Genomic DNA, 23,952 nt, shown 5'->3' with positions numbered 1-23,952 from the left:
AACCCGTCGATCAGTTCTTTTCGTTGTTGATTGCCGCCTGAGCCGCAGCCAGTCTTGCAATCGGCACACGGAACGGTGAGCAGGAAACATAGTCCAGGCCTACTCTGTGGCAGAAGTCAATGGTGGACGGATCGCCGCCGTGCTCGCCGCAGATTCCGCAGTGAAGGTCAGGCCTCGTCTTGCGGCCCTTCTCAACAGCCATCTGTACCAGCTGGCCGACGCCCTCCTGATCCAGCTTCGCGAACGGATCAAACTCATAGATCTTGTTCTGATAGTAGGACTCCAGGAACTTGCCCGCGTCGTCACGGCTGAAGCCGAACGTCATCTGGGTCAGATCATTGGTGCCGAAGGAGAAGAATTCAGCCTCCTGGGCGATCTTATCCGCGGTGAGTGCCGCTCTCGGGATCTCGATCATCGTGCCGATGTGGTACTTGATGTCGGAATTCTTTTCCTTCTTGACAGCCTCGGCGGTCTCAACGACAACGTCCTTGACGAACTTGAGCTCCTTCACCTCGCCGACAAGCGGGATCATGATATCCGGCTCGATGCTGTAGCCTTCCTCTGCGTTCACCTCGATGGCAGCTTCCATAACCGCACGGGTCTGCATCTTGGCGATCTCCGGATAGGTAACCGCAAGGCGGCAGCCTCTGTGGCCCATCATCGGGTTGAACTCGTGGAGCTCGTCGCATCTGGTCTTCACTTCCTCAACGGAAAGGTTCATATCCTTTGCCAGCTGCTCCATATCCTCCTCGGTCTTCGGAACGAACTCATGCAGCGGCGGATCCAGATAGCGGACAACCATCGGTCTGCCCTCAAGAGCCTTGTACATGGCCTTGAAGTCACCCTTCTGGAACGGGATCAGCTGGTTGAGCGCAGCCTCTCTCTCCTCAACAGTATCGGAGAGGATCATCCGGCGGATCTTCGGGATTCTGTCCTCATTGAAGAACATGTGCTCGGTACGGCAGAGGCCGATGCCCTCAGCGCCCAGCCTTACCGCGTTCGCCGCGTCTGCCGGGGTATCCGCGTTGGTTCTTACTCTCAGCTTTCTATACTTATCTGCCCAGCCCATGATGCGGCCGAAATCGCCGGTGTTGGTGCTTGCCGGAACCGTCTTGATATCGCCCTTGTAGATATTTCCGGTGTTACCGTCCAGGGAAATGTAATCGCCCTCATGGAAGGTGTATCCGCCAAGCTCGCAGACCTTCTTCTCCTCGTCAACCTTGAGCTCGGTGCAGCCGGATACGCAGCAGGTGCCCATGCCGCGGGCAACAACCGCCGCGTGGGAGGTCATGCCGCCTCTGGCCGTGAGAATGCCCTCGGAAGCGTGCATACCCTCGATGTCCTCCGGGGAAGTCTCCAGGCGGACAAGGACAACTCTCTCGCCTCTGCCGCCCTTGCCGGCAGCCTTCGCTTCCTCAGCGGTGAAGTAGATCTTGCCTGCAGCGGCACCCGGGGAAGCCGGAAGTGCGTGGCCGATCACCTCGCCGGCCTTCAGGGCGTCCTTATCGAATGTCGGGTGAAGCAGCTGGTCGAGCGACTTTGCCTCGATACGGCAAACCGCTTCCTTCTCATCAATCTGGCCCTCGTCAACAAGGTCGCAGGCGATCTTGATGGCCGCCTGGGCGGTTCTCTTGCCGTTTCTGGTCTGCAGGAAGTACAGCTTGCCTTCCTGGATGGTGAACTCCATATCCTGCATGTCGTGGAAATGGTTCTCCAGCTTGGTCGCCAGTTCCATGAACTGCTTGTAGCACTCCGGAAGATCCTTCTCGAGCTGGCTGATCGGGCTCGGTGTGCGGACGCCGGCAACGACATCCTCGCCCTGGGCATCGATCAGGTACTCACCGAAGATTCCCTTCTCACCGGTCGCCGGGTTGCGGGTGAACGCAACGCCCGTGCCGGAGGTATTGCCCATGTTGCCGAATACCATGGTCTGTACATTGACCGCGGTGCCCCAGTCGCCCGGGATATCATTCATTCTTCTGTAGACGATGGCGCGCGGGTTGTCCCAGCTGCGGAATACGGCCCTCACGGCCTCGAACAGCTGTGTCTTCGCATCCTGCGGGAAATCCTCGTGCTGGTTGTCCTTGTAGATCTGCTTAAAGGTAGCGATCAGGGACTTCATGTCGTCGGTATCGAGGTCGATATCGTACTTCACGCCCTTCTTTGCCTTCAGGGCATCGATCTCCTTCTCGAAGAGGCTCTTCGGAACGCCCATGACAACGTCGGAGAACATCTGGATGAATCTTCTATAAGAATCGTAGGCAAATCTCGGGTTGTTCGTCTTCTTCGCAAAGCCCTCAACAGCGACATCGTTCAGCCCGAGGTTCAGGATCGTGTCCATCATGCCCGGCATGGAAACACGGGCGCCGGAACGGACCGATACAAGCAGCGGGTCGTTGACATCGCCGAACTTTTTGCCGTTAATGCCCTCAAGCCAGGTCAGATCCTCGAGAATCTGGTCTTCCATCTCCTGGGTGAGCGCGTTGTTGTTCTTGTGATATTCCGTGCAGGCCTCTGTCGTGATGGTGAAGCCCTGCGGGATCGGCAGGCCGAGATACGTCATCTCGGCAAGGTTGCAGCCCTTGCCGCCGAGAAGATTTCTCATGGAGGCTCTGCCTTCTTCGAACTTATAAACCCATTTTGCCATAAGTTTGTCTTTCCTCCTGTTTCCTGGCCGGTGCTTTCCAGCCGGCCTGTTAACTAGTTTCCCTGAACGCGCAGCCGGGAGATTCCTCCTATGACCGAACTTAAGCTGTCGTCCGGTAATTCCCGGGCGGCAGCTTAAGCGCGCTCCTGCGCAGAACTGAATCAATTATAACATAAAAAGCTTCTGAGTAAAGTAATTTTTCAGCAATATCCCGATAACCTGAGGTTCTGCATTAGTGATGATCGGAAATCTTGTACATAATATACGTTCCCTCGGTCAGAAGCTCCCGCTGGTCATCATAGATTTCCGCCTTCACCACGCAGGTGCGGTGCCTCCGGCTCACCGGCCACGCTTCCGCGTACACCCGGGTGCCGATCGGCGCCCCCTTGATAAAGGTGTAGCTTGCGTTGTAGGTCACATAGCTCCTGCCGTCCGAATCCGCCGCGATCCCCGCGGCAATATCGCTCATCATATAGAGGAAACCGCCGTGGGCGACGCCGTAAGGATTCGCCTGTTCCTCCGTGATCATCGCGGTAAAGCGGGTATAATCCCGGCGATCCTCCTCGAGATAGATCCCGTTCTTCCTGAGGAACGGATCCTCCCGGATATCATATTTCATGACCTTGTCCATCGCAAACCTCCAGAATATTGAACGCTGATTTGTATCCGTTAAACACATGCCAGGGATATCCCCTGCAGGCCGTCTGCGGCCTGTTTTGCGGGGAATCCCTGGCATGTGAATAGGCACAGCAGGTAATCAGAAGGAGAACTTATCCTCGAAATACGCCTTGAGCCCCTCGATCGGGATGCGCACCTGCTCCATGGTATCGCGGTCGCGGACAGTGACCGCGCCGTCATTTTCCGAATCAAAATCGTAGGTCACGCAGAACGGCGTGCCGATCTCATCCTGCCTGCGGTATCTCTTGCCGATCGCGCCGCGGTCATCGAAGTCACAGTGGTAGTACTTGCAGAGATCCGTATAAATTTTCTCCGCCTTCTCGTTCAGCTTCTTGGACAGCGGAAGGACGGCGATCTTCACCGGGGCAAGCGCCGGATGGAAATGCAGGACTGTTCTCTTGTCGCCGCCCTCGAGCTCCTCCTCGTCGTAAGCGGAGCAGAGGAAGGCGAGCGTCACGCGGTCTGCGCCCAGCGACGGCTCAATGACATACGGAATGTACTTTTTCTTCTTCTCATCATCAAAGTAAGTGAGATCCTGGCCGGAGACCTCCTGATGGCGGGAAAGGTCATAGTCGGTCCGGTCGGCAATCCCCCAGAGCTCGCCCCAGCCGAAGGGGAAGGTGAATTCGATATCGGTCGTCGCCTTGCTGTAGAAGGACAGCTCCTCCTTCGCGTGGTCGCGCAGGCGCAGCTGGTCATCCGGGATGCCCAGGCTGTTCAGCCAGTTGTGGCAGTAGCTTCTCCAGTAGTCGAACCACTCAAGGTCGGTATCCGGCTCACAGAAGAACTCCAGCTCCATCTGCTCAAACTCGCGGGTGCGGAAGGTGAAGTTCCCCGGGGTAATTTCATTGCGGAAGGATTTGCCGATCTGGGCAATGCCGAACGGGATCTTCTTGCGGGACGTTCTCTGCACGTTCTTGAAGTTGACAAAAATTCCCTGCGCGGTCTCCGGACGGAGGTAAACCACGTTCTTCGCGTCCTCGGTCACGCCCTGGAAGGTCTTGAACATCAGGTTGAACTGGCGGATATCTGTCCAGTCGCTCTTGCCGCAGCTCGGGCAGGGAACCTTATGCTCCTCGATGAAATCCATCATTTTCTCGTTGGACCAGCCGTCCACTGAACCGCCGATCTCGATCCCGTTCGCGGCGGCGTAGTCCTCGATCAGCTTATCCGCGCGGAAGCGCTCATGGCAGGCCTTGCAGTCCATCAGAGGATCGGAAAAGCTCTTGAGGTGGCCGGATGCTACCCAGGTCTGCGGATTCATCAGGATCGCGCAGTCAATGCCGACATTGTACGGGCTCTCCTGAACGAACTTCAGCCACCATGCCTTCTTGACATTGTTTTTCAGCTCCACCCCCAGCGGCCCGTAATCCCAGGTGTTGGCGAGCCCGCCGTAGATCTCGGATCCCGGGTACACAAAACCTCTCGACTTGGCAAGAGCCACGATTTTTTCCATTGTCTTTTCCATGTTTTTCCTCCGGATTTTCCTCGCGCCGCTGGCTGCGGCGCAGGACATGCTCAGCTGTATTGCCGCGCGGATGATCTCCGCGGCTAAAGATAAAGTATACCGGGTTTCCCGGAGGTTTGCAAGATAACGCAGGCTTATTTCCGGTTCCCATTAACCACGAGCCACACTCCCGGCAGATGCTTTTTCAGCCATCTCGCGGCAGCCCACACGATAGCGATAACCACCGCCGGCATGGCGAGATAGAACAGGAATCCCGCCACGGTGCTTCCGGGAAAGATCCGCCCTCCGACCTTATTGATCGCGCGGACAAGCACGAAATGGGTGGCGTAGATAAAAAAGGTGCACGCCATCCACGGGGATTTTCCGGCGATTTCGCCGGCATTAAGCGGAAGCAGAAGCCACACTGCCTGCGGCAGGAGCGCAAGATAAGCAACCAGGAACTGCACCCGCCCTGTCCTCAGGTTCAGCAGGCAGAGAATCAGGGAAAGGAACACCCCGAAAAGCCCGGCCAGGGCTCTCCTCGGGCTGTCCTCCCGCTCAACAGCCTCTTTTCCCCATACCGCCCAGAAGGCGCCGAGGGAATAGTAGATCAGCGCGTCCTGATTGACGATGGGGAGAGCCGGCCAGGCAAGGAAGACCCAGAGGAGGAACAGGCCATAGAGTACGGAGCTCCACCGCGAAAGAAGAAAGAACCGGATCACCGGCGCGAGAATCACCAGCAGGATCAGCTGGTACATGAACCAGAACACCGGATTATACGCGTAGCAGAATGCTGCCCGGATGAGCGTCCGCGCATCGGCGGGAACCGGCGCAAGACCCAGCAGGGAGGCCGCCGGGCCGAAGCCGGACGCGAGCAGGCGGGCGAAATACCAGAAAAGGTTCCAGAAAAGATAGGGGATGAGCAGGGAGCGGACGCGGCGGCGCCATTTGCCCGGAAGGCCCGCCCAGGTAAAATTCCGGAAAAAGAGGTACCCGGAGAGCATGAAGAATGCCGGGATATCCGCGCGGATGACCGCGAAGGTGAGCGTGTTCTCAAAGAAGTCCAGCGCCGGCGATACCCCGTGAGCGCCGGCGAACAGGTCCGCGTTACCGGAATGGTGCCAGATCACCAGGACGCAGCAGAGGAAATTCATCAGCGTGACCTTCCCCCGGAATTCTTTCTCCTCCATGCTTTCCCTCCCTAAGCCTCCCCGTCCATCATCCTGAGCACGTCCAGGGATTTGAAGCTCCTGTCCACAAAATGCCGGATCAGCCGGTCCACCGCCCCGGAGAATTCCTTCATCGTCGTCTCGGTGAGCAGAAAGGAAAACAATTTCGGCACCGGCGTGGAGAGGGTGAACTGCCAGGCGTAGACCGCCGACTCCCCGCATTTTTCCGGTGGCTCGGAGGTATATTCGCCGTTGATCCCCATGAGGCGGAGCTCATAAACCCGGCGGATGAGGGGTTTCGGCATTTTCCCCGCAAGAAGCGCCCGGAGGGCGGCGGCGATAAGATCCACCATCTCCCCCGAGTCCAGGTTCTCCCTCCCGTAATAATTGGCAAATTCAGCGAAATACGACGCGTAGCAGGCGTTCTCGATATCCCCGCCGATCCGGTCATAATATTCCCTGACCTCCGCGTCATAGAGCGTATAGGCGTCGCGCCCCTCCGCGAGGATGAACGTCCCGCAGACAAACGGGTTGCAGGCCGCCCGGAGGGCGCTGCGGCTCCGCTTGGCGCCCCGGGCGAAGGCGGTGATTTTCCCGCGCTCCTTCGTCAGGATCACGAGGCGCCGGTCATAGTCGCCCACATCCGCCGCGAGCAGGACAATGCCCGTGAGGCGGATCTCTTCCCTGAGTGTCATAACCTTCTCACTTCCGGTTCATTCCATAGCCGTAATCCCGGAGAAACAGCGGATTGTCGCGCCAGTCGGTGCGGACCTTGACGAACAGCTTGAGGTTTACCCGGCTGCCGCACATCTCCTCGATGTCCTTCCGCGCCTCGGTGCCGATTCTTTTCAGCATGGCGCCGCCCTTGCCGATGACAATCCCCTTGTGGGACGCCTTCTCGCAGACGATCGAGGCCTCGATGTCCCAGAGGCCGTTCTCGCGCTGCTTCATGGAATCGATCAGGACGGCAATCCCGTGGGGAACCTCCTGGCTGAGCAGCCGGAGAGCCTTCTCCCGGATGATCTCGGAGGCGATCTGCCGCATCGTCTCGTCGGTCACGGTCTCCTCGTCATAGTATGCCGGCCCTTCGGGCAGGTTCCGGAAAATGCTCTCGCGAAGCTTCTCCACCCCCGCTCCCTTGAGCGCTGACACCGCGCAGGCCTCCCGGAAATCCATGAGGCCGCGGAAGGCGTCAAAGACCGCCTCTTTCCGGTTCTTGTCCACCCGGTCGATCTTGTTGACGACGAGGATCACCGGCTTCTTCGACGCCCGGAGAAGCTCGGCGATGTGGCTGTCCCCGCCGCCGATATGCGGATCCGGCTCCACGAGCCAGAGGATGAGATCCACCTCGCCGAGGGCGCTCTCCGCCTCCTCGAGCATGAACTGGTCCAGCTTGTGGCGGGCTTTCAGGATGCCCGGCGTGTCGAGAAAGACGATCTGTCCCCGTTCATCCGTGTAGACCGTCTGGATCCGGTTTCTCGTCGTCTGCGGCTTTGCCGAGGTGATCGCGATCTTCTGGCCGATCAGATGGTTCATCAGCGTTGATTTTCCAACATTCGGCCGGCCGACCAGCGTCACGAAGCCGGAGCGGAACTCTTTTTTTTCTTCCAATGTTTTTCCTTTCTTGCCGGTCAGAACAGCGCCCGTACAGTGGTAAATGCGTCCCTGTTTTCCTCGACCGCCTTCGCCCCTCCGATGACGACAAAGTCACCGGTATCGAGGATCGCCTGGATATATGGGGCAAGCGCCCGGATATCTTCCGGCTCTGCCTTGAGGACCTCCGCCCTCTCCTTCCTGAGCATCGCGTCGGTAACCCCGCCGAAATACGCGCTGTCGCCTCTTGCGCCCTTGTACTGGGGAAGAAGCGGGGCGTCCATATCGCTGATCGTACCGATCACATATTTGGTCATGTCCCGCTCATCCGCGCTGAAGGATTCCAGGAAAGACACGACACCCTCGTAGACCCGGTTGGTCTCCATGAGCTTCGGATCCCGGTAGGAGACAAAGTATCCGCAGCCGCTCCGCGTGGTCCCGTGCATGACACCGTAGGCGCCGCCCTTCACCCGGACATTGATCCAGAGATAATCGTAGCCGAGGATCACCTTCAGGATTTTGAGCGCCCCGGTATAGGGGAGCCCCCTCCCCGCGAAGGAGCCGCAGCGGGCGACATAGTTGACCTTGGAGGAGGTGCGGAAGCCCTCCCGGATCGTCTTTTTCTCCCAGGCGAAGGGGTAGGTCTTCCCCCTCCCTTTCGGCAGTCCCGGAACCCAGGTTCTGAGCGCCTGGGTTACCGCGTCGAGCATCTCCCTGTCCGCGGTCGCACTGACGACCAGGTTGTCGGAGGTAAATACGGCCTCCGCCACGGCCTTGAGCTTCGCTGCCGCCTCATCCGCCCTCTCTTCAAAATGCGCGCAGAGATTCGCGAGGAAATCGCAGTAGGCGATCCCGTCGGTCATGTCCGTGAAGGCCTTATCCGGCGCGAACCCGGACGCCGCCCGGACATATGCCGCCGTGTGGGAGGAGCTGTTCAGGTAGAGCTTCTGCCGGGACAAGGTCTCCTCCGCGATCTCCCGAAGCCTTCCGGTGTCCGAGAGCTTTGAGCGGAGCAGGATCTCTGCGACGAGATCCATGCCGCGGCCAAGTTGCTCCGGAAGCACCCGGAGGGAGGTGATCATTTTCGCCTGGAACTTCAACGGATCCTTCACGTCCACATAGGGTGCGAGCAGCGTATTGATGCCGCCGGTAGTGAGGTCGGTTTCCTCTGAGAGCCCGCTCAGCGTGTAGTTCTCGGTCGCGATATAGCCGAGGACAGTCCGGAGAAGTGCTGCCCACGGAAGGTCCGCCGTCGGAATCCGGTTCAGGTCAAAGTAGAACCGGAGGTAAATGATCCCGTTGGTGTTAGTCTCATGCTCAAGGAGCGTTGTGCCCGCCGCCTTCCGCTCCGCGAGAAGCAGCGGCTCCGGGTTTTTCCGGATCTGCTCACGCCGAAGGAGCGGGATCTTCTCCAGATCCTCCTTCCGGTCCGGGGAATCCTGATATGCCTTGAGTTCCCTGCTCTTTCGGACGATCGCGTCCATCTCCTCCCGGGACAGGCTCTTTTGGAACTCGGCCATCTTCGCGGCCTGCTTCTCGTCCTCCCGGGCGGTCAGATTTTTCACCGGAACCGCCGTGACGACCGCGGCGAAGGGATTGTCCAGGAACTTTTCCCGCAGAATCCGCTCAAAATACCCGGTGTCCGCATTTTCCCGGAGGAACCGGAACGCGTCGTCAAAGCGCAGGTATTCGGACGGATCCCGGTCATAGAGCCAGGAATTAAAGCACTGGAGCCCGAGGAGGAGCCCTCTCGGGAACTGGCCGCTGTCCTGCTCGCGGAGGCGGAACTCAAAGGAATTGATCCCGGCGAGCAGCGTGCGCGCGCCGATGCCGTTGTCCGCGAGCTTTTCCAGGGTTTCCCGGATCACCCGGAGAAAATCCGCCTTCTGCTCCTTCTCCGCCCCCTTGGCGACGATGGAGAAATACGGCTGGAGAACCGAGGTCTCCACGCTGCCGGAGATGTCGCTGCCGATCCCCGCCGCCGTCAGGGCTTCCTTGAGCGGCGCCCCCGGCGATTCCAGGAGGACATACTCCAGGATGCTGGCGGCATAATACTCCTCCGGGCTGAGCGGCCCGCCGAACGACCAGCTCTCCGAGAGATAGGTCTTGTGATCCTCCTTCTCGTCGTCCGTGATGGAGTAGGCGGTTTCCACCTCGGCAGGGGCCGTGAACGGCTTCTGCGGCCGGATCGCCGAATCTACCTCCTCGCGGCTGTAATGGCAGAGGTATTCCCGATCGAGCCAGCTGAGCTGCTCCGCCATGTCCATTTTCCCGTAGAGATAGATGAAGCTGTTTGACGGATGATAGAACTTCCGGTGGAAATTCAGAAATTCCTCGTAGGTCAGGCTGGGGATCACCTTCGGATCCCCTCCGGATTCAAAGCCGTAGCAGGTGTCCGGGTAGAGGGCCTGCTGGATGCTCTGGTCAAGGACACTGTCCGGCGAGGAATAGACCCCCTTCATCTCATTGTAGACCACGCCGTTCACGGTAACCGGGCTGTCCGCCGATTCCGCCTCATAGTGCCAGCCCTCCTGGCGGAAAATCTTCTCGTTCTCGTAGATATTCGGGTGAAGCACGGCGTCCATGTAGACGTCCATCAGATTCCGGAAATCCGCGTCGTTGCAGCTGGCCACCGGGTAGACAGTCTTATCCGGGTAGGTCATCGCGTTGAGGAAGGTGTTGAGCGAGCCCTTGACCAGCTCGACAAAAGGATCCTTCACCGGGAATTTCTTCGAACCGCAGAGCGTGCTGTGCTCCAGGATATGGGGCACGCCGGTGGAATCCGACGGCGGCGTGCGGAAGCCGATCGTGAAGACCTTGTTGTCATCATCGTTCATGACGAGAAATGCCCTGGCTCCGCTCTTCCTGTGCTCCAGGATCACCCCCTCGGAGCCGATCTCCGGAAGCTCCTTCTTCTCCAAAATCTGCCAGGCGGTAAGTTCCTCCAGTTTCGTCATACGTTATCCTTTCTCTATGGATGCCGTGGGACGGCCCTCAGAGCCGCCCCATGAATTTGCCGTAAAGTACCGCTGCCGTCTCCCTGAGCCACAGGTGGACAGCCATCACCGGATCCGTGGACGCAGCGATCCCGGAAATCTCCGCAAATCCGGCTTTCCGCGCGATCGCCAGCGCCCGGAATAGATGGAAGCTGCTGGAGAGGACCGCCACCGACGGCTCCCGAGCCTTGAGATTCCCTGATTCCGGAAGCTCCCGCTGCATGTCCTCCGGCAGGTACATCCTGTCGAGGGCGGCCATCCGCATCGCCTGCCGGCTCCTGTCGAACTCACACTGCTCGATCACATTCCGGCTCATCGAAATATTTTCCTGCGTGTTCCCGGAATGATCCTCCAGGACCATCCTGGCCGCCGGGATGCCTGCAGCAAGAAGCGCGTCGTAGATGGCCCGCGCCTCGCTGATCTCCTCGCCCTCTCCCACACCGCCGGAGAGAACCATAACGGCTTCCGGGTGCTCATCCGCATACCGGATCGCACGGTCAATCCTGTGTTTCAGCGAGACGGACGGCTTCCTCCCCCGGACTCTCGCCCCTAGAACGATACAGTAATCCGCATCCCTGTCCGTGCTGAGCGCGGCAGTCCCCGCGATGACAAAGACTGCCGCCCCGATCACCGCGAACACGGTCATGACCGCGGTCACGCTCATCACCCGGATGCGCAGGGATGCGCGGCGGCGCCTGAGAAACCTGAGCCACAGGGAAAAGAGAAAGCAGGCTGCGGCGAACAGAAGCCAGGCGAACAGCATCGACGTCATCGGGCCGGAGTAGAAGAAAAGCACGATAAAGTAGAGCAGGCTAAACAGCGCCAGCGCCTCCATCAGAAAAATCATCTTATGCCCTTTCCGCGGGATTTTCCGGGATCATCCGCAGAATATCGCCGGCCTCGGCCGGCACCTCCGATGCCAGCGTCACCGTGAGCGGCTGTTTCGGATGCGGCGCGCTCTCCTGGTCGATTCCTTCCCCGCTTTGGATGCGGAGAACCTTTGCCTGGACATCCCGGCCATCCGGTTTCATGATCTCGACCGTGTCCCCGACCGAGAACTTGTTCTTCTGCGGGAAATACACCCGCCCGTCGGGATCCGCCGCCCCGACGGTGCCGATATAGACCGCGTTGGTCTCGTAGGTATTGTTCCCGTAAATCTGGTCCTCCGGCCCCGGTTTCCCGAAGTAGAATCCGGTCGTGAATTCCCGCGCTGTGCAGGCCGCGATCTCCTTCCGGTACCAGGGGAGATTCTCCCGGTATTTCTCCGGGCTCTCGAAATAGTCGTCAATCGCGCGGCGGTATGTCCTGGCGACGGCCACCACATAGAGCGCCGTCTTCATGCGCCCCTCGACCTTCATGCTGTCCACCCCGGCGTCCACAAGCTCCGGGATGTGCTCGATCATGCAGAGATCCTTTGAATTGAAAATGAACGTGCCGCGCTCATTTTCATAGACCGGGAGATATTCCCCCGGCCGGGTCTCCTCCATGACCGCGTACTTCCAGCGGCACGGGTGGGTGCAGGCGCCCCGGTTGGCGTCTCTGCCGGTAAAATAGTTGCTGAGGAGGCAGCGCCCCGAATAGGAAATGCACATGGCCCCGTGGACGAAGCACTCGATTTCCATATCCTCCGGAATCTTCTCCCGGATCTCCCGGATCTCCCTAAGGGAGAGCTCCCTGGCCGCGACAACCCGCTTCGCCCCGAGGCTGTGCCAGAACAGCCAGGTGCGGTAATTGGTGCTGTTCGCCTGCGTGCTCACGTGAAGCTCGATGCCCGGGCAGAGCTCGCGCGCCGCCATGAAAATCCCCGGATCGGAGATGATCAGCGCGTCAGGCTTCATGTCCGCAAGGAGGCGCAGGTAATCCTCAACCCCGGGGAAATCCCCGTTATGCGCCAGGATATTGCAGGTCACATGCACCTTGACGCCGTGCTCATGGGCATAGCGGATGCCTTCCCGCATATCTTCCTCGGAAAAATTGTGGGCCTTCGCCCGGAGGCTGAAAACCTCGCCCCCGAGGTAGACCGCGTCAGCGCCGTAGCGCACCGCGGTTCGAAGGACCTCCAGGCTTCCCGCCGGAATCAGAAGTTCCGGTTTTTTCATATCTCTTGATTCTCCTTCTTTTCCCTGGCGGCAATCCCGCCTCCGGCCGGTGCCGCCGTTCTCACACTGACGGCTATCCCGTCGCCGGCGGGAACCACCGCCGTGGTAAGGCTTGCCGAGTGGGTAATCTCCCACAGGTATTCCCGGATTCTCGTGTGGATGGTGCGGTCCCTGCGCTCCACCGCGTACCGGGAGAGCGCGGTCTCCCCGCCCTGGAGCACATTGTCCGTAAGGAGGACGCCTCCGGCGGGAAGAAGCCGGAGAATATCCGGCAGCCAGCGGATATACTGCCCCTTCGCCGCATCGAGAAAGATGAGGTCATACGGTCCGGAAAGTCCCGCAAGGATCTCCCCCGCGTCCCCCGGAAGCAGGGTGATCCGCTTCTCCTCCCCTGCCCGCCGGAAATTCTCCCGGGCCTCGGGAATCCGCTTTTCAAATTTTTCAATCGTCGTGATATGCCCGCCCTCAGGCATCGCTGACGCCATAACCAGCGCGGAGAACCCAATGGCGGTGCCGATCTCGAGGATCCTCTCCGGCTGCTTCATGGCAACCATGGTCCGGAGAAAGGCCTGCTCCTCCCGGCGGATGACCGGGACATGGTCTTCCCTCGCCTTCCTCTCGATCTCCTCGAGGAGAGGGCCGCTGCCCGGATCGAGCGCGCGAAGATAGGCGGAAATTCTCTCATCCAAAATCATGACCCGCCCTCCGCCGCCGTGGTGCTTTTGCCGCTGAGGACATCCAGGATCTCCGGGATCGTCATCGAGCTGTCCACCTTGTAGCTCCCGGGGACAAGCGTCTCCTGGTAGAACTTCTTCGTAAAAAGAAAGGCAAATTGATTCCAGATAATTCCCTTCTCTTCCAGCTCGCCGGCGAGTTTTGCGGCATCGGTGTCCTCCGCAACGGTCACGGTCTCCTCCGCCCGCACCGGATTGGGATCCGGGCAGAAGATCCGGTAGCCGAACCGGTAGCCCCGCGTGATGCCTTCATAGAGCAGAAAGAGGAACAGAAACAGCGCGAGGATCCTCAGAGAACTCCTGATTACCAGCGAGGTAAACCGGTTAATTTCGTGAACAATCCTGCTCAATTTCTGTCCCTCACTGCGGATCCCGTCAGGAATCCACTTCCATGATGATCGGGAGGATCATCGGACTTCTCTTCATCTTCTTCCAGAGGTAGTCGCTGAGGCTGTCCTTGATGACATGCTTGATCTTGCCCCAGTCGCTGACCTCCTGGTCCAGGCAGCCCTCGACTGCGTCATTGACCACCTGCTGCGCGTCGGACATGAGATCCTCGGACTCCCGCACATAGACGAAGCCGCGGGAGATGATATCCGGCCCGGCCAGCAGCTGGTTGGTGTATTTTTCCAGCGTCATCACGACAATAATAATCCCGTTCTGCGCGAGGTTCTGGCGGTCGCGGAGCACGATATTGCCCACATCGCCGATGCCGAGGCCGTCCACCAGGACGCCGCCCGCCTGCACATGATCCGTGATCGCCCAGCCGTCCTCGCCGATCTCCACGACATCGCCGGACTTCATCATGACGACATTTTCCTTCGGAATCCCGAGGGAAATGGCGATGTTCCGCTGCGCCATCAGGTGGCGGGTCTCGCCGTGCACCGGGATCGCGTACTTCGGGTGCACCAGGGAGTACATCAGCTTGATCTCCTCGGCGCAGGCGTGCCCGGATACATGGGTATCCTGGTTGATCACCTCGGCGCCCTTCTCCTCAAGCTCATTGATGACATTCGCGACGGCCTTCTCGTTGCCCGGAATCGGGGTGGAGCTCAGAACCACCACATCCCCCGGCCGGATGCTGACCTTGCGGTGCTGGTTTGCCGCCATCCGGGAGAGCGCCGCCATGGATTCGCCCTGGCTTCCGGTGGTCACGAGAACCGTGTCCTCCGGCTTATATTTTTTCAGGTCATCGATGTCGATCAGCGTATTGTCCGGTATCTTGATATAGCCGAGCTCCGTGGCGACGCCAATGACATTGACCATGCTCCGGCCTTCCACCACCACCTTGCGCTTATACTTGCAGGCGGAGTTGATCACCTGCTGCACGCGGTCCACGTTGGAAGCGAAGGTTGCCACGATGATCCGCTGATTCTGGTGCTCGGCAAAAATCGCGTCAAAGCGCTTGCCGACCGTCCTCTCCGACATGGTGAATCCCGGCCGGATGGCGTTCGTGGAATCGCACATGAGCGCCAGTACGCCCTTCTTGCCGAGCTCCGCGAAGCGGGCCAGATCCGCCGGCTCGCCGAACACCGGGGTGTAGTCGATCTTGAAGTCCCCGGTATGGATGATCGTGCCCGCCGGGGTGAAAATCGCGAGCGCCGAGGCATCCTGGATACTGTGGTTGGTCTTGATGAATTCCACGCGGAAGCAGCCGAGATTGACCGACTGCCCGTGGCGGATCACCTTGCGCTTCACCTTGTGGAGAAGCTCGTGTTCCTTCAGCTTATTCTCGATCAGACCGATCGTCAGCTTCGTCGCATAGACCGGCACCGGAATCTCGTTCAGCACATAGGGGAGGGCGCCGATGTGATCCTCATGCCCGTGGGTGATCACAAAGCCCTTCACCTTATCGAGATTCTCCTTCAGGTACGTCACGTCCGGAATCACCAGGTCGATGCCGAGCATATCGTCGCTCGGGAAGGCCATGCCGCAGTCAACCACGATGATGCTGTCCTCGTACTCGAAGGCAGTCATGTTCATGCCGATCTGCTCCAGGCCGCCCAGCGGGATGATCTTGACCTTTTTGTGGTTCCCGTCCTGTTTTTCTGTTGTTTTCAAATCTGCCTCCTGACTCAATGTTCTGTCTCTACTGTGAAGTCAATCTCCGAGTCACTCATCAGCTCCGCAAAAACCTTCGACATGCTCTCCAGCTCTGTGTCGTCATCGACGAACTGGTAGCAGCTTTCCGCCGCGTCCTCCTCCGCCGTATCCTTCAGAATCCAGCATTCTCCGTCCTCATCCTCCGGGTCTTCCACCAGAAGATAATCCACGCCGCTTTGCTTCGTCTTTTCGAGCACGCGAAAGGTGAGCTTCTCCCCCTTTTCGCCGATGAGCTCGATGATCTCTTCCTTTTCCTTATCCATTATCCTGTTCCTTCTTCGCGTTCTGAAGATCCAGGTAACCCTGGAGGATGATCTGCGCGGCAATCTTGTCGATGACCGCCTTGCGGTTCTCCCTGCGCACGCCGCTTTCGATCAGCACGCGCTCCGCCGCGACGGTACTCAGCCGTTCATCCCACATCTCCACGGCAAGCCCGGTTCTTCTCGCGAGCATATCCCGGAAAGCCAGCGTCTTCTCCACACGCTCCCCTTCCGTATTGTTCATGTTCTTCGGGCAGCCAAGCACAATCGTGCCCACGCCGTATTCCCGGATCAGCTGCTCAATCCTGGCACAGGTCTTCCGCAGCTTGTTTTCCTCCGGTCTCTCAATCGTCTCCACACCCTGGGCGGTAATCCCCAGCGGGTCGCTCACCGCAACACCGACCGTACGGGAACCGAAATCCAGCCCGAGTATCCGCTTATTCTCCATACATCTCCCTGCACAACAAAAAAGCCATGCCCCTCAAACACCCGACACAGCTTTCTTCCCCTTCTCCATTCTCAGATCTGTCAGTCTTTTTTCTGATCGTTCGATGTGAGTTTTGTCTCCACATAAGCCCGCATCAGCTCCTCAACGATCTCGTCGCGCTCCACTTTCATGATCAGGCTCCGCGCGCTCTTGTGGCTGGTGATGTACGTCGGGTCTCCGGACATAATATAGCCGACCATCTGATTGATAGGATTGTACCCCTTCTCCGTCAGCGCGACATAAACTTCCCTGAGCACCTCGCTGACTTCCATCTTCTTATCATCCTGAACGGCCTTAAAATACCGCGTATCCATAATATCGCCCATAACTGGTCACGTCCTTCTGAACATTTCATTTACCTTTATAACATACTCGCCGGGAATGCACAAGTTCGGAGAACCAAATTCCGGGGAAATTGTTTTCCTTCACCACCAGAGGGGCAGTTTCCAGCCGCAGGCTGTCTCAGTTCCCCACCGGGGCAAATTGGAGGACATCATCGGTGATTTTCCGGGAAAATGTCCCCGCGAGAATTTTCCCCTGCATCTTCTTCCCGTCCTCCCCGTCCGCAAGGGGAACCGCCCCGCGGACGTACTCCCGGCTGTAGCCGCAGAGGTACCGCCTTCCGCCGATGGTTTCCTCCTGCTCCATGAGAAGCTCCGCTGGCCGCCCCAGCCACTTTTCCCGGTAATGGAGGGACATCCGGTGCCCCAGGGCGATGAGATCCTGGCTCCGCTCCTCCTTCACCGGCTCCGGAACCTGGTTTTCCATCGCGTCCGCGCGGGTGCCGCGGCGCCGGGAATAGCGGAAGACGTGCATCTCATAAAACCCGGTCTTTTCCAGGAAGGCCCGGGACTCCTGAAATTCCCGGCTGGTCTCCCCAGGGAAGCCGACGATGACGTCCGTCGTGACCGCAGGATCATGGAATGCCTCCCGGAGCTCCAGGACGCCCCGCGCATAGTCCTCCGGCGTATAGTGCCGGTTCATGCGCCGGAGCGTTTCGGCGCATCCGCTCTGGAGGGACAGGTGGAAATGCGGGCAGATCCCCGGGAGTGCCGCGAGCGTCTGGGCGAACTCCCGCGTCACGATGCGCGGCTCAAGGGACCCCAGGCGGATGCGCTCGATCCCCGGAACCCGGTCGAGCTCGACAAGGAGGGCGAGGAGCTCCCTTCCGTCCAGCTCCGCACTCTTTTTCTCCCGGAAGTCCATGCCGTAGGAGGCAAGGTGGATGCCGGTCACGACGATCTCCCGGTATCCGGCGTCCGCGAGGGCGCGGGCCTCCCGGAGGACATCCTCCGGCTTCCGGCTCCGCACCCGCCCCCGGGTGTAGGGAATAATGCAGTAGCTGCAGAACTGGTTGCAGCCGTCCTGCACCTTGATGAACGCCCGGGAGTGCTCCTTCGTCCCGGTCACGCTCAGGTTCTCAAATTCCGGGGAACGGCCGATATCGATGACCGCCTCCTCCGCTGCCGGCTTCTTTCCCGTAAACCACTCCTCGAGAAGCTCCGGGAGCTCCCTGCGGCGGTCATTGCCGATCAGGAGATCCACCGCGGCATCCCTTTCCAGCGTCTCCGCCGCCGCCTGGACATAGCAGCCCACCGCGACGACCGCCCCCGCCGGGTTCATCTTCTTAGCCCGGTGGAGCATCTGCCGGGACTTCCGGTCCGCGATGTTCGTGACCGAGCAGGTATTGATGACCGTCACATCCGCCGGCTCCCCGAAGGGGACGATCTCGTATCCCGCGCTCTCCAGCATCTGTTCCATGGCCTCGGTCTCCCAGGCGTTGACCTTGCATCCCAGGTTGTGAAAGGCTGCTCTCCTCTTAGGCATTCCCTGCTCCTTACATGACTCTTACTTGACTTTTGACCGCCCCGTTTGTAGTATTAAACCAGAAAGAAAAAAATATGTTTTTCATGGAGGCGGAAATATGAAAACAGTTCAGATTTCTCTTAATTCGATCGATAAAGTTAAGTCCTTCGTCAATGACCTGATGAAATTTGACACCGACTTTGACCTGGTATCCGGCCGTTATGTGGTTGACGCAAAGTCCATCATGGGCATTTTCAGCCTGGATCTCTCCAAGCCGATCGAGCTCAATATTCAGGCAGATGAGGGTCCGGAGCTCGACAAGATTTTAGCTTCCCTGGCTCCCTACATCATCACCGGCTGATTGGGTCGTTCCCGCTCCGCAGAAAAAACGCGGAGCCGCACAAAAGACTCCATGATTTTTAAATACCGCTTAGACAGCGCCCCGGCAGGGATTCCTGCCGGGGTATTTTTCGCTTTCTGTCCGCGCCGGCATCAGCACCAGATCACTTCCTCGGTATCGACGGCCGTCTTAACCATCTCCCCGATCTTCTCCCGGAGATTTTCCTCCGACTTCTCAATCTTGTGCAGCAGCGGCTTCGTCACCGGATGCTTCGCAACAAAGATCGTGCAGCAGTCCTCATAGGGCTCGATCGACGTCTCGTAGGTGCCGATCTTCTCCGAGATCTCCACGATGTCCTGCTTGTCGAAGGCGATCAGCGGCCGGAAGACCGGCATCGTGCAGGCGGCATCCGTGCAGACCAGGGACTGCATGGTCTGGGAGGCAACCTGGCCGATGCTCTCCCCGGTAACCAGCGAGAGGCAGCCGTTCTTCTCCGCGAGCATCTCCGCGATGCGCATCATATACCGCCGCATGATGATCGTCAGCTCATCGTGCGGGCACTGCTGGTAAATATAGAGCTGGATGTCCGTAAAATTGACGACGTGCAGGCGGATCGGGCCGGAATAGCGGGCGACCAGCTTCGCGAGGTCGACAACCTTCTCCTTCGCCCGCTCACTGGTGTACGGCGGCGCGTGGAAATAGACCGCCTCGATGATCACGCCGCGCTTGGCCACCATCCAGCCGGCCACCGGGCTGTCGATGCCGCCGGAGAGCAGCAGCATGGATTTTCCGTTGGTTCCCACCGGAAGCCCGCCGGGGCCCGGAATCACCTTCGAATAGATATTCACTCCGGTCTTGCGGATTTCCACATTCACCTTCACATCCGGATGATGGACGTCCACCCGGAGATCCGGGAATGCCTCGAGAAGCGCCTCGCCGAGATCCGCGTTGATCGTCTCGCTGGTCCCGGGGTAGGCCTTATTGATGCGGCGGCTGTCCACCTTGAAGGTGAAATGGAAATCGTCGTAGGCCTCCCGCAGATATTCAATGACCTGCTCCCGGAGCTTCTCCGGCCCGAGATCCTCCACCCGCATCATCGGGCAGATATCCGCGACGCCGAACACCCGGGTCAGGACGTCGATCACTTCCTCATCGTCAAAATCGCCGTCCGCCTCCGCGTAGATTCTTCCGGCCTCCTTGGTCACGAGGAAATGCCCGTCGATCCGCTTGAGCGCCCGGTTGACCAGGGACACCAGCTTGTCCTCGAAGAGGTAGCGGTTCTTCCCCTTGATGCCGATCTCGGCATACTTGATCAGAAATGTGTGAAACATAAGTCTTTCCTTCCTTATCAGTGCCGCCGGAACTGCCTGAGCATCGGCAGAAGCTCCCGGAGCTGTTCCAGTGTGTAATCCACTTCATCCGCGGTATTGAACTCCCCGAAGCTGAAACGGATCGTCGAATCCAGGAGTTCCCCGCGGACACCGATCGCCTTCAGGGTTCCGCTGATCCCCGGATGGTTTGACGAGCAGGCTGACCCGGAGGAAACACAGATTCCCCGGTCCTCCAGCGCATGGAGGAGCACCTCAGCCCGGACGCCGTCAAAGCCCGCGCTCACGATGTGCGGGGCATTTCTCCGGTCCGGATAGCCGTTCACCGTGACACCCGGAAGATCCGCGAGCCCCTCGATCAGGCGGTTCCGGAGCGCGTACATCCTGTCGATCCGCCCGTCAAAACCGGTGTAGATCTCCTTCGCCGCGATGCCGAGACCATAGCAGCCGGGGACATTCTCGGTTCCTGACCGCATGTCCTTCTGCTGGCCGCCGCCGAGGATCAGCGGGTGCACCCGGACCCCGTTCCGGATATAGATAAAGCCCGAGCCCTTCGGCCCGTGAATCTTGTGGCCGCTGACGGTCAGGAGGTCGATCCCCTCCCGGCGCGGGCGGATCCGATATTTGCCGTAGGCCTGGATCGCGTCGGCGTGGAAAATGACCCCCGGATTCTTCGCCTTCGCCGCGCGGGAGAGCTCGGAAACCGGTTCCACCGCCCCCATCTCGTTGTTCACCATCATGACGGAGACGAGAATCGTATCCCTTCTGACCGCCGCCGCAAGCGCTTCCGGATCCACCAGCCCATGCCCGTCCACGGGGAGAAAGGTCACCTCAAACCCCATCTCCTCCAGGAAGAGCAGCGGGTTATAGACCGAGGCATGCTCGATCCCGCTGGTGATGATATGCTTTCCCCGGCGCTGCATCGCGAGCGCCGTCCCGATCAGGGCGAGGTTGTTGGACTCCGTGCCCCCGCTGGTAAAGATGATTTCCCGGTCGTCTACTTTCAGCGAATCCGCGATATTGCGGCGCGCCTCCTTGACCAGCCGCTCCGCCTCGACCCCTTTTTTATGCAGGGAGGACGGATTGCCGTAATCGACGAGCATCGCCCGCCGCACCGCGTCCGCCACATCGTCAAACGCCCTTGTTGTCGCGGAATTATCCAGATAACATTCCATGAAAACCCCTTACTTTCTTCTCGCGGTCACGCTGACCCACTCGCCCTGATGCTTCACCCCGATGAGGGTGAATTCCGGATTGGCCCGGATGGCATCCACAACATCCTTCTCCTTGGTGTCGATAATCCCCGAGGTGATGAGCACCGCGCCGTGCTTCATGTGGCGGGCCACCTCGCCCTGGAGGAGCAGGATCACCGGCGCCAGGATATTGGCTGTGACGAGGTCATACTTTTCCTCCCCCGCGGCATCCTGGACCGCCCTGTCATCGATGATATTTCCCTGGATCACAGCGAACCTGTCCTCCGGAATACCGTTGGATTTCAGGTTGTCGTGAACCGCGTCGATGGCATTCTCATCGAGGTCTGTCCCGAACACATGGGCAGCCCCGAGCTTGAGCGCCGCGATGCCGAGAATCCCGCTTCCGGTGCCGACATCGAGCACCTCCTCCCCGCCCTTCACATAGTCTTCCAGCGCGCGGATGCAGAGCTGCGTCGTCTCATGAAGGCCGGTGCCGAAGGCAGTGCCCGGATCGATCTGGATCAGGAGCTTATCCCTGTCCTCTTCCGGAACCTCCTCCCACGTCGGCTTGATCAGGATATCGTCCACGGTGAACGGCTTGAAATATTTCTTCCAGTTGTTGATCCAGTCCTTGTCCTCGGTCTCCGACTCGGCGACCGTGCAGGCGCCGAGATCCGCGAACTGGCGGAGATCCTCGAGGGCTGCCTTCGCCTTCTCGAGCATTTCCCCGAGGTTCTCATCCTCATCCAGATAGAAGGACACCTTCGCGGTGCCGTCGTCCGGCGGGAGCTCAGGCAGGATGTCGATAAACATGCCCTTGGTCTCCTCCGCCGTGAGCGGGACATTGTCCTCGATCTCCACACCCTGGATACCGATGTCGTCAAACGCCGCGGTGATGAGATCCACCGCGTCCGTCCGCGTGGTGAGCGTGTACTTCTTCCATTTCATATGGTGCCTCCAATCTCAGTTTCCCGTGAGGATCCTGATGAACATGATCACAATGACCACCAGCATCAGCGGCCGGACAATCTTCTGCCCCCGGTTTAACACCATCCCGGACCCGAGATAATTGCCGGCGATCGAGCAGAGCGCCGCCACGATACCGAGCGGCAGGAGAACCCGCCCGTGGATCAGGAATGTGATGAGGGCAAATGCGTTGGAACACCCGTTGATCGCCTTGGTGATGCCGGAAGCCTCCTTCATCGTATACCGTGCGGCCTCGGTGAGCAGCAGGATCAGGAAAGTCCCCGTTCCCGGGCCGTAAAAGCCGTCGTACATGCCGATCACGAGGGCGATCAGCAGCGTGAGGCGGAACTGGCGTCTCTCCGGAATGGTTCCCGCCCGGGAATCATCGCCCATCTTCCGGTCGAAGATGACAATCGCCGCCACCACGGGCAGCGAGACCAGGATAATTTTCCCGACGATGGCCTCCGGGAGTAGCAGCGTCAGGTTGGCGCCGATACCGGATCCCAGCATGGCTGCCGCCGCGAAGAAAACCGCCTTTTTCCAGTTGATAAATCCGTTTTTCGTGAAGCGCCAGGCGGACAGGGCCGTTCCCCAGAACGATCCCATCTTGTTCGTCCCCAGCGCATACTGCGGCGGAACGCCGATCAGGAGATACGTGGGCAGGGAGATCAGCCCGCCGCCCCCGGCGATAGCATCCACAAAGCCGGCGAGAAAGATCATCACCGCAACGATTGCGTACTGTGTAATCGTAACTTCCATAAGAATACCTTATTCCCCCATCCCCCGTCCGCCCCCTGCGGACGCTACGGTGCCTGTTTCCTCGAGGATAAACTCTTCCTCCACCTGATTGCTGAGGTCAAGCCCTCGGGAGGTCAGCACATGGCGGGCATCGCCGTCCGGGGTGATCACCGTCCGGAGGAGCCCCTCGCGCTCCGTCTTCCGGAGTGCGGCGCCATAAACCTCCTGCATCTCCCTCCCGAAACGCTTCAGGAAATCCGCCTCGCTGACCCCTGCCATGAGCCTTACCCCGAGAAACATGAATTCTTCCATCCTGTCCTTTTGAGACTCCGGATACCGCGTGCCTCTCTGCCGTCCGAAAAGGAAATCCTCCGGGGCAAGCGCGAGATACTTTCCCGTATCCGTCAGATTTTCCATCCGTTCCCCGCCGAGACAGGATGCCGCCGCGGTGCCGAAGCCGAGATATTCCCTTCCGGTCCAGTAGCCGAGATTGTGGCGGCAGGCATACCCGGGCTTCGCGTAGTTGGAGATCTCATAGCGCTGATAGCCGTACGCCGCGAGGATTTCCGCCGTTTTCCGGTACATCTCCCGCTCCTCGTCCTCCCCGGGAAGAAGCGGTGCTTTTTCCCGGAGCTTCCGGTATTTCTCCCGGAGCTTTTCCGGCATCAGCCGGTACTCCCCGTAGACGGCGAGATCGCGCGAATTCTCCCCGTAGGCACGGGAAAATGGCGTATTTTCCTCGATGATCAGGCTGTAGGCGGAAATGTGCTCGGGCGCAAGCTCCGCGGCTGCCCGCAGCGTCCGCGCAAAGCTTTCCGGCGTCTGCCCCGGCAGTGCCGAGATCAGGTCAAGGCTGATGTTCCGGAATCCCGCCTCCCGGGCGTCCCGGTAAGCGCGGACAGCGCGGGAGAAATCGTGAATCCGGCCGAGCAGCCGGAGTTCCCGGTCATCCGCCGACTGGACACCCATGCTCAGCCGGTTGATCCCGGCATTTTTCCAGGCCCGGAGCTTCTCCGGCGTCACCGTGTCCGGATTCGCCTCCAGCGTGACCTCCGCGTCCGGGCGGATCGAAAAGTTCTTTCTGGCTTCCGAGAGAATCTCCCCGGCCGCCTCCGCGGGCAGAATCGACGGCGTTCCGCCGCCGAAAAACAGACTGGTCACTTCATAAGAATCCCCAAGCGGCCGCATGCCCCCCGGGAAAAGCGCCTGCCGCATCTGCCTTCCGGCCGCGGCAATCTCCTCACGGAGCTTCCGCACATACGCGCCCATCTCGCCGTCCGCCGAAGGCGGGGCCGAGACAAAGTCGCAGTAAGCGCATTTGCGGATGCAGTAGGGGATATGCAGATAGAGTTCCAGTTCCCTTGTCAT

22 protein-coding genes are annotated in these 23,952 nt (G+C 59.4%); 1 reads left to right on the top strand and 21 read right to left on the bottom strand.

What is annotated here, in order from left to right; translation table 11 throughout:
- Window positions 1-10: 10 nt before the first annotated feature.
- The 16 genes from ppdK to mtaB all read right to left on the bottom strand — a co-directional run bounded on the left by ppdK (window position 11) and on the right by mtaB (window position 18,040).
- Window positions 11-2,647 carry a pyruvate, phosphate dikinase gene (gene ppdK, locus ISF27_RS01535; protein ID WP_194608467.1) on the bottom strand — a complete coding sequence of 879 codons (2,637 nt, stop codon included), beginning with the start codon at window positions 2,645-2,647 and terminating at the stop codon, window positions 11-13.
- 232 nt (window positions 2,648-2,879) lie between these two features.
- The gene (locus ISF27_RS01530) at window positions 2,880-3,278 is read right to left on the bottom strand and encodes a PaaI family thioesterase (protein WP_194608465.1); all 399 of its coding nucleotides are present in this window, start codon (window positions 3,276-3,278) and stop codon (window positions 2,880-2,882) included.
- Between the two features lie 126 nt (window positions 3,279-3,404).
- Window positions 3,405-4,793, bottom strand: a complete 1,389-nt coding sequence (locus ISF27_RS01525) for a glycine--tRNA ligase (protein ID WP_194608464.1) — start codon at window positions 4,791-4,793, stop codon at window positions 3,405-3,407.
- 134 nt (window positions 4,794-4,927) lie between these two features.
- Complete coding sequence (locus ISF27_RS01520; protein WP_194608462.1) at window positions 4,928-5,962, bottom strand: acyltransferase family protein; 1,035 nt, start codon at window positions 5,960-5,962, stop codon at window positions 4,928-4,930.
- A gap of 11 nt (window positions 5,963-5,973) precedes the next feature.
- The gene (gene recO / locus ISF27_RS01515) at window positions 5,974-6,636 is read right to left on the bottom strand and encodes a DNA repair protein RecO (protein ID WP_194608460.1); all 663 of its coding nucleotides are present in this window, start codon (window positions 6,634-6,636) and stop codon (window positions 5,974-5,976) included.
- Between the two features lie 7 nt (window positions 6,637-6,643).
- On the bottom strand, window positions 6,644-7,552 hold the full coding sequence (gene era, locus ISF27_RS01510) for a GTPase Era (RefSeq protein WP_194608457.1): 909 nt from the start codon (window positions 7,550-7,552) through the stop codon (window positions 6,644-6,646).
- A gap of 20 nt (window positions 7,553-7,572) precedes the next feature.
- A complete protein-coding gene (locus ISF27_RS01505; RefSeq protein ID WP_194608454.1) occupies window positions 7,573-10,491 on the bottom strand; it encodes an insulinase family protein in 2,919 nt (972 codons plus the stop codon).
- A gap of 37 nt (window positions 10,492-10,528) precedes the next feature.
- The gene (locus tag ISF27_RS01500; RefSeq protein WP_194608452.1) at window positions 10,529-11,377 is read right to left on the bottom strand and encodes a YdcF family protein; all 849 of its coding nucleotides are present in this window, start codon (window positions 11,375-11,377) and stop codon (window positions 10,529-10,531) included.
- 1 nt (window position 11,378) lies between these two features.
- A complete protein-coding gene (locus ISF27_RS01495) occupies window positions 11,379-12,629 on the bottom strand; it encodes a peptidase U32 family protein (RefSeq protein WP_194608450.1) in 1,251 nt (416 codons plus the stop codon).
- The gene (locus tag ISF27_RS01490) at window positions 12,626-13,324 is read right to left on the bottom strand and encodes an O-methyltransferase (protein WP_194608448.1); all 699 of its coding nucleotides are present in this window, start codon (window positions 13,322-13,324) and stop codon (window positions 12,626-12,628) included. The genes ISF27_RS01495 and ISF27_RS01490 overlap by 4 nt, the downstream gene beginning before the upstream one ends.
- Complete coding sequence (locus ISF27_RS01485) at window positions 13,321-13,713, bottom strand: MltG/YceG/YrrL family protein (protein ID WP_194608446.1); 393 nt, start codon at window positions 13,711-13,713, stop codon at window positions 13,321-13,323. Before ISF27_RS01485 ends, ISF27_RS01490 begins: the two co-directional genes overlap by 4 nt.
- A gap of 25 nt (window positions 13,714-13,738) precedes the next feature.
- Complete coding sequence (locus tag ISF27_RS01480; RefSeq protein ID WP_407926049.1) at window positions 13,739-15,346, bottom strand: ribonuclease J; 1,608 nt, start codon at window positions 15,344-15,346, stop codon at window positions 13,739-13,741.
- 92 nt (window positions 15,347-15,438) lie between these two features.
- The gene (locus ISF27_RS01475; RefSeq protein WP_194608442.1) at window positions 15,439-15,729 is read right to left on the bottom strand and encodes a DUF1292 domain-containing protein; all 291 of its coding nucleotides are present in this window, start codon (window positions 15,727-15,729) and stop codon (window positions 15,439-15,441) included.
- Entirely contained in the window at window positions 15,722-16,174 is a 453-nt protein-coding gene (gene ruvX / locus ISF27_RS01470; protein ID WP_194608440.1) for a Holliday junction resolvase RuvX, read from the bottom strand. Before ruvX ends, ISF27_RS01475 begins: the two co-directional genes overlap by 8 nt.
- A gap of 80 nt (window positions 16,175-16,254) precedes the next feature.
- On the bottom strand, window positions 16,255-16,539 hold the full coding sequence (locus ISF27_RS01465; protein WP_194608438.1) for an IreB family regulatory phosphoprotein: 285 nt from the start codon (window positions 16,537-16,539) through the stop codon (window positions 16,255-16,257).
- 136 nt (window positions 16,540-16,675) lie between these two features.
- Entirely contained in the window at window positions 16,676-18,040 is a 1,365-nt protein-coding gene (gene mtaB, locus ISF27_RS01460; protein WP_194608436.1) for a tRNA (N(6)-L-threonylcarbamoyladenosine(37)-C(2))-methylthiotransferase MtaB, read from the bottom strand.
- 97 nt (window positions 18,041-18,137) lie between these two features.
- On the opposite strand from mtaB, the gene ISF27_RS01455 reads away from it, so the two are divergent.
- Entirely contained in the window at window positions 18,138-18,380 is a 243-nt protein-coding gene (locus ISF27_RS01455; RefSeq protein WP_194608434.1) for an HPr family phosphocarrier protein, read from the top strand.
- Window positions 18,381-18,511: 131 nt separating this feature from the next.
- Here the strand turns inward: ISF27_RS01455 and thiI are convergent, their stop codons facing one another.
- The 5 genes from thiI to hemW are packed head-to-tail and all read right to left on the bottom strand — an operon-like array spanning window position 18,512 to window position 23,952.
- On the bottom strand, window positions 18,512-19,690 hold the full coding sequence (gene thiI, locus ISF27_RS01450) for a tRNA uracil 4-sulfurtransferase ThiI (RefSeq protein ID WP_194608431.1): 1,179 nt from the start codon (window positions 19,688-19,690) through the stop codon (window positions 18,512-18,514).
- Between the two features lie 17 nt (window positions 19,691-19,707).
- Window positions 19,708-20,862, bottom strand: coding sequence for a cysteine desulfurase family protein (locus ISF27_RS01445; RefSeq protein WP_194608429.1), 1,155 nt, complete (start codon window positions 20,860-20,862; stop codon window positions 19,708-19,710).
- A 9-nt stretch (window positions 20,863-20,871) separates the two neighbouring features.
- Window positions 20,872-21,828 carry a 50S ribosomal protein L11 methyltransferase gene (gene prmA / locus ISF27_RS01440; RefSeq protein WP_194608427.1) on the bottom strand — a complete coding sequence of 319 codons (957 nt, stop codon included), beginning with the start codon at window positions 21,826-21,828 and terminating at the stop codon, window positions 20,872-20,874.
- Window positions 21,829-21,843: 15 nt separating this feature from the next.
- Window positions 21,844-22,605 carry a sulfite exporter TauE/SafE family protein gene (locus ISF27_RS01435; RefSeq protein WP_194608425.1) on the bottom strand — a complete coding sequence of 254 codons (762 nt, stop codon included), beginning with the start codon at window positions 22,603-22,605 and terminating at the stop codon, window positions 21,844-21,846.
- Window positions 22,606-22,614: 9 nt separating this feature from the next.
- Window positions 22,615-23,952 (bottom strand): radical SAM family heme chaperone HemW, encoded by a 1,338-nt coding sequence (gene hemW, locus ISF27_RS01430; RefSeq protein WP_194608423.1) that lies wholly within the window; start codon window positions 23,950-23,952, stop codon window positions 22,615-22,617.

Source organism: Clostridium vitabionis, assembly GCF_015351765.1.
GTDB classification, from domain to species: domain Bacteria; phylum Bacillota; class Clostridia; order Lachnospirales; family Lachnospiraceae; genus Clostridium_R; species Clostridium_R vitabionis.
The sequence above is the reverse complement of the archived record's forward strand: the minus strand, read 5'-3'. Positions and strand labels throughout refer to the sequence as shown.

What these genes read in the sequence shown, in the direction of transcription:
- ISF27_RS01465 (WP_194608438.1), bottom strand. Translation starts at nt 16,539, where the DNA reads ATGGGCGATATTATGGATACGCGGTATTTTAAGGCCGTTCAGGATGAT.
- ISF27_RS01505 (WP_194608454.1), bottom strand. Translation starts at nt 10,491, where the DNA reads ATGACGAAACTGGAGGAACTTACCGCCTGGCAGATTTTGGAGAAGAAG.
- ISF27_RS01475 (WP_194608442.1), bottom strand. Translation starts at nt 15,729, where the DNA reads ATGGATAAGGAAAAGGAAGAGATCATCGAGCTCATCGGCGAAAAGGGG.
- ISF27_RS01495 (WP_194608450.1), bottom strand. Translation starts at nt 12,629, where the DNA reads ATGAAAAAACCGGAACTTCTGATTCCGGCGGGAAGCCTGGAGGTCCTT.
- ISF27_RS01480 (WP_407926049.1), bottom strand. Translation starts at nt 15,346, where the DNA reads ATGAACATGACTGCCTTCGAGTACGAGGACAGCATCATCGTGGTTGAC.
- ISF27_RS01490 (WP_194608448.1), bottom strand. Translation starts at nt 13,324, where the DNA reads ATGATTTTGGATGAGAGAATTTCCGCCTATCTTCGCGCGCTCGATCCG.
- mtaB (WP_194608436.1), bottom strand. Translation starts at nt 18,040, where the DNA reads ATGCCTAAGAGGAGAGCAGCCTTTCACAACCTGGGATGCAAGGTCAAC.
- ISF27_RS01445 (WP_194608429.1), bottom strand. Translation starts at nt 20,862, where the DNA reads ATGGAATGTTATCTGGATAATTCCGCGACAACAAGGGCGTTTGACGAT.
- ISF27_RS01455 (WP_194608434.1), top strand. Translation starts at nt 18,138, where the DNA reads ATGAAAACAGTTCAGATTTCTCTTAATTCGATCGATAAAGTTAAGTCC.
- ISF27_RS01435 (WP_194608425.1), bottom strand. Translation starts at nt 22,605, where the DNA reads ATGGAAGTTACGATTACACAGTACGCAATCGTTGCGGTGATGATCTTT.
- thiI (WP_194608431.1), bottom strand. Translation starts at nt 19,690, where the DNA reads ATGTTTCACACATTTCTGATCAAGTATGCCGAGATCGGCATCAAGGGG.
- ISF27_RS01520 (WP_194608462.1), bottom strand. Translation starts at nt 5,962, where the DNA reads ATGGAGGAGAAAGAATTCCGGGGGAAGGTCACGCTGATGAATTTCCTC.
- ISF27_RS01525 (WP_194608464.1), bottom strand. Translation starts at nt 4,793, where the DNA reads ATGGAAAAGACAATGGAAAAAATCGTGGCTCTTGCCAAGTCGAGAGGT.
- prmA (WP_194608427.1), bottom strand. Translation starts at nt 21,828, where the DNA reads ATGAAATGGAAGAAGTACACGCTCACCACGCGGACGGACGCGGTGGAT.
- hemW (WP_194608423.1), bottom strand. Translation starts at nt 23,952, where the DNA reads ATGACAAGGGAACTGGAACTCTATCTGCATATCCCCTACTGCATCCGC.
- ppdK (WP_194608467.1), bottom strand. Translation starts at nt 2,647, where the DNA reads ATGGCAAAATGGGTTTATAAGTTCGAAGAAGGCAGAGCCTCCATGAGA.
- ISF27_RS01500 (WP_194608452.1), bottom strand. Translation starts at nt 11,377, where the DNA reads ATGATTTTTCTGATGGAGGCGCTGGCGCTGTTTAGCCTGCTCTACTTT.
- ISF27_RS01530 (WP_194608465.1), bottom strand. Translation starts at nt 3,278, where the DNA reads ATGGACAAGGTCATGAAATATGATATCCGGGAGGATCCGTTCCTCAGG.
- recO (WP_194608460.1), bottom strand. Translation starts at nt 6,636, where the DNA reads ATGACACTCAGGGAAGAGATCCGCCTCACGGGCATTGTCCTGCTCGCG.
- ruvX (WP_194608440.1), bottom strand. Translation starts at nt 16,174, where the DNA reads ATGGAGAATAAGCGGATACTCGGGCTGGATTTCGGTTCCCGTACGGTC.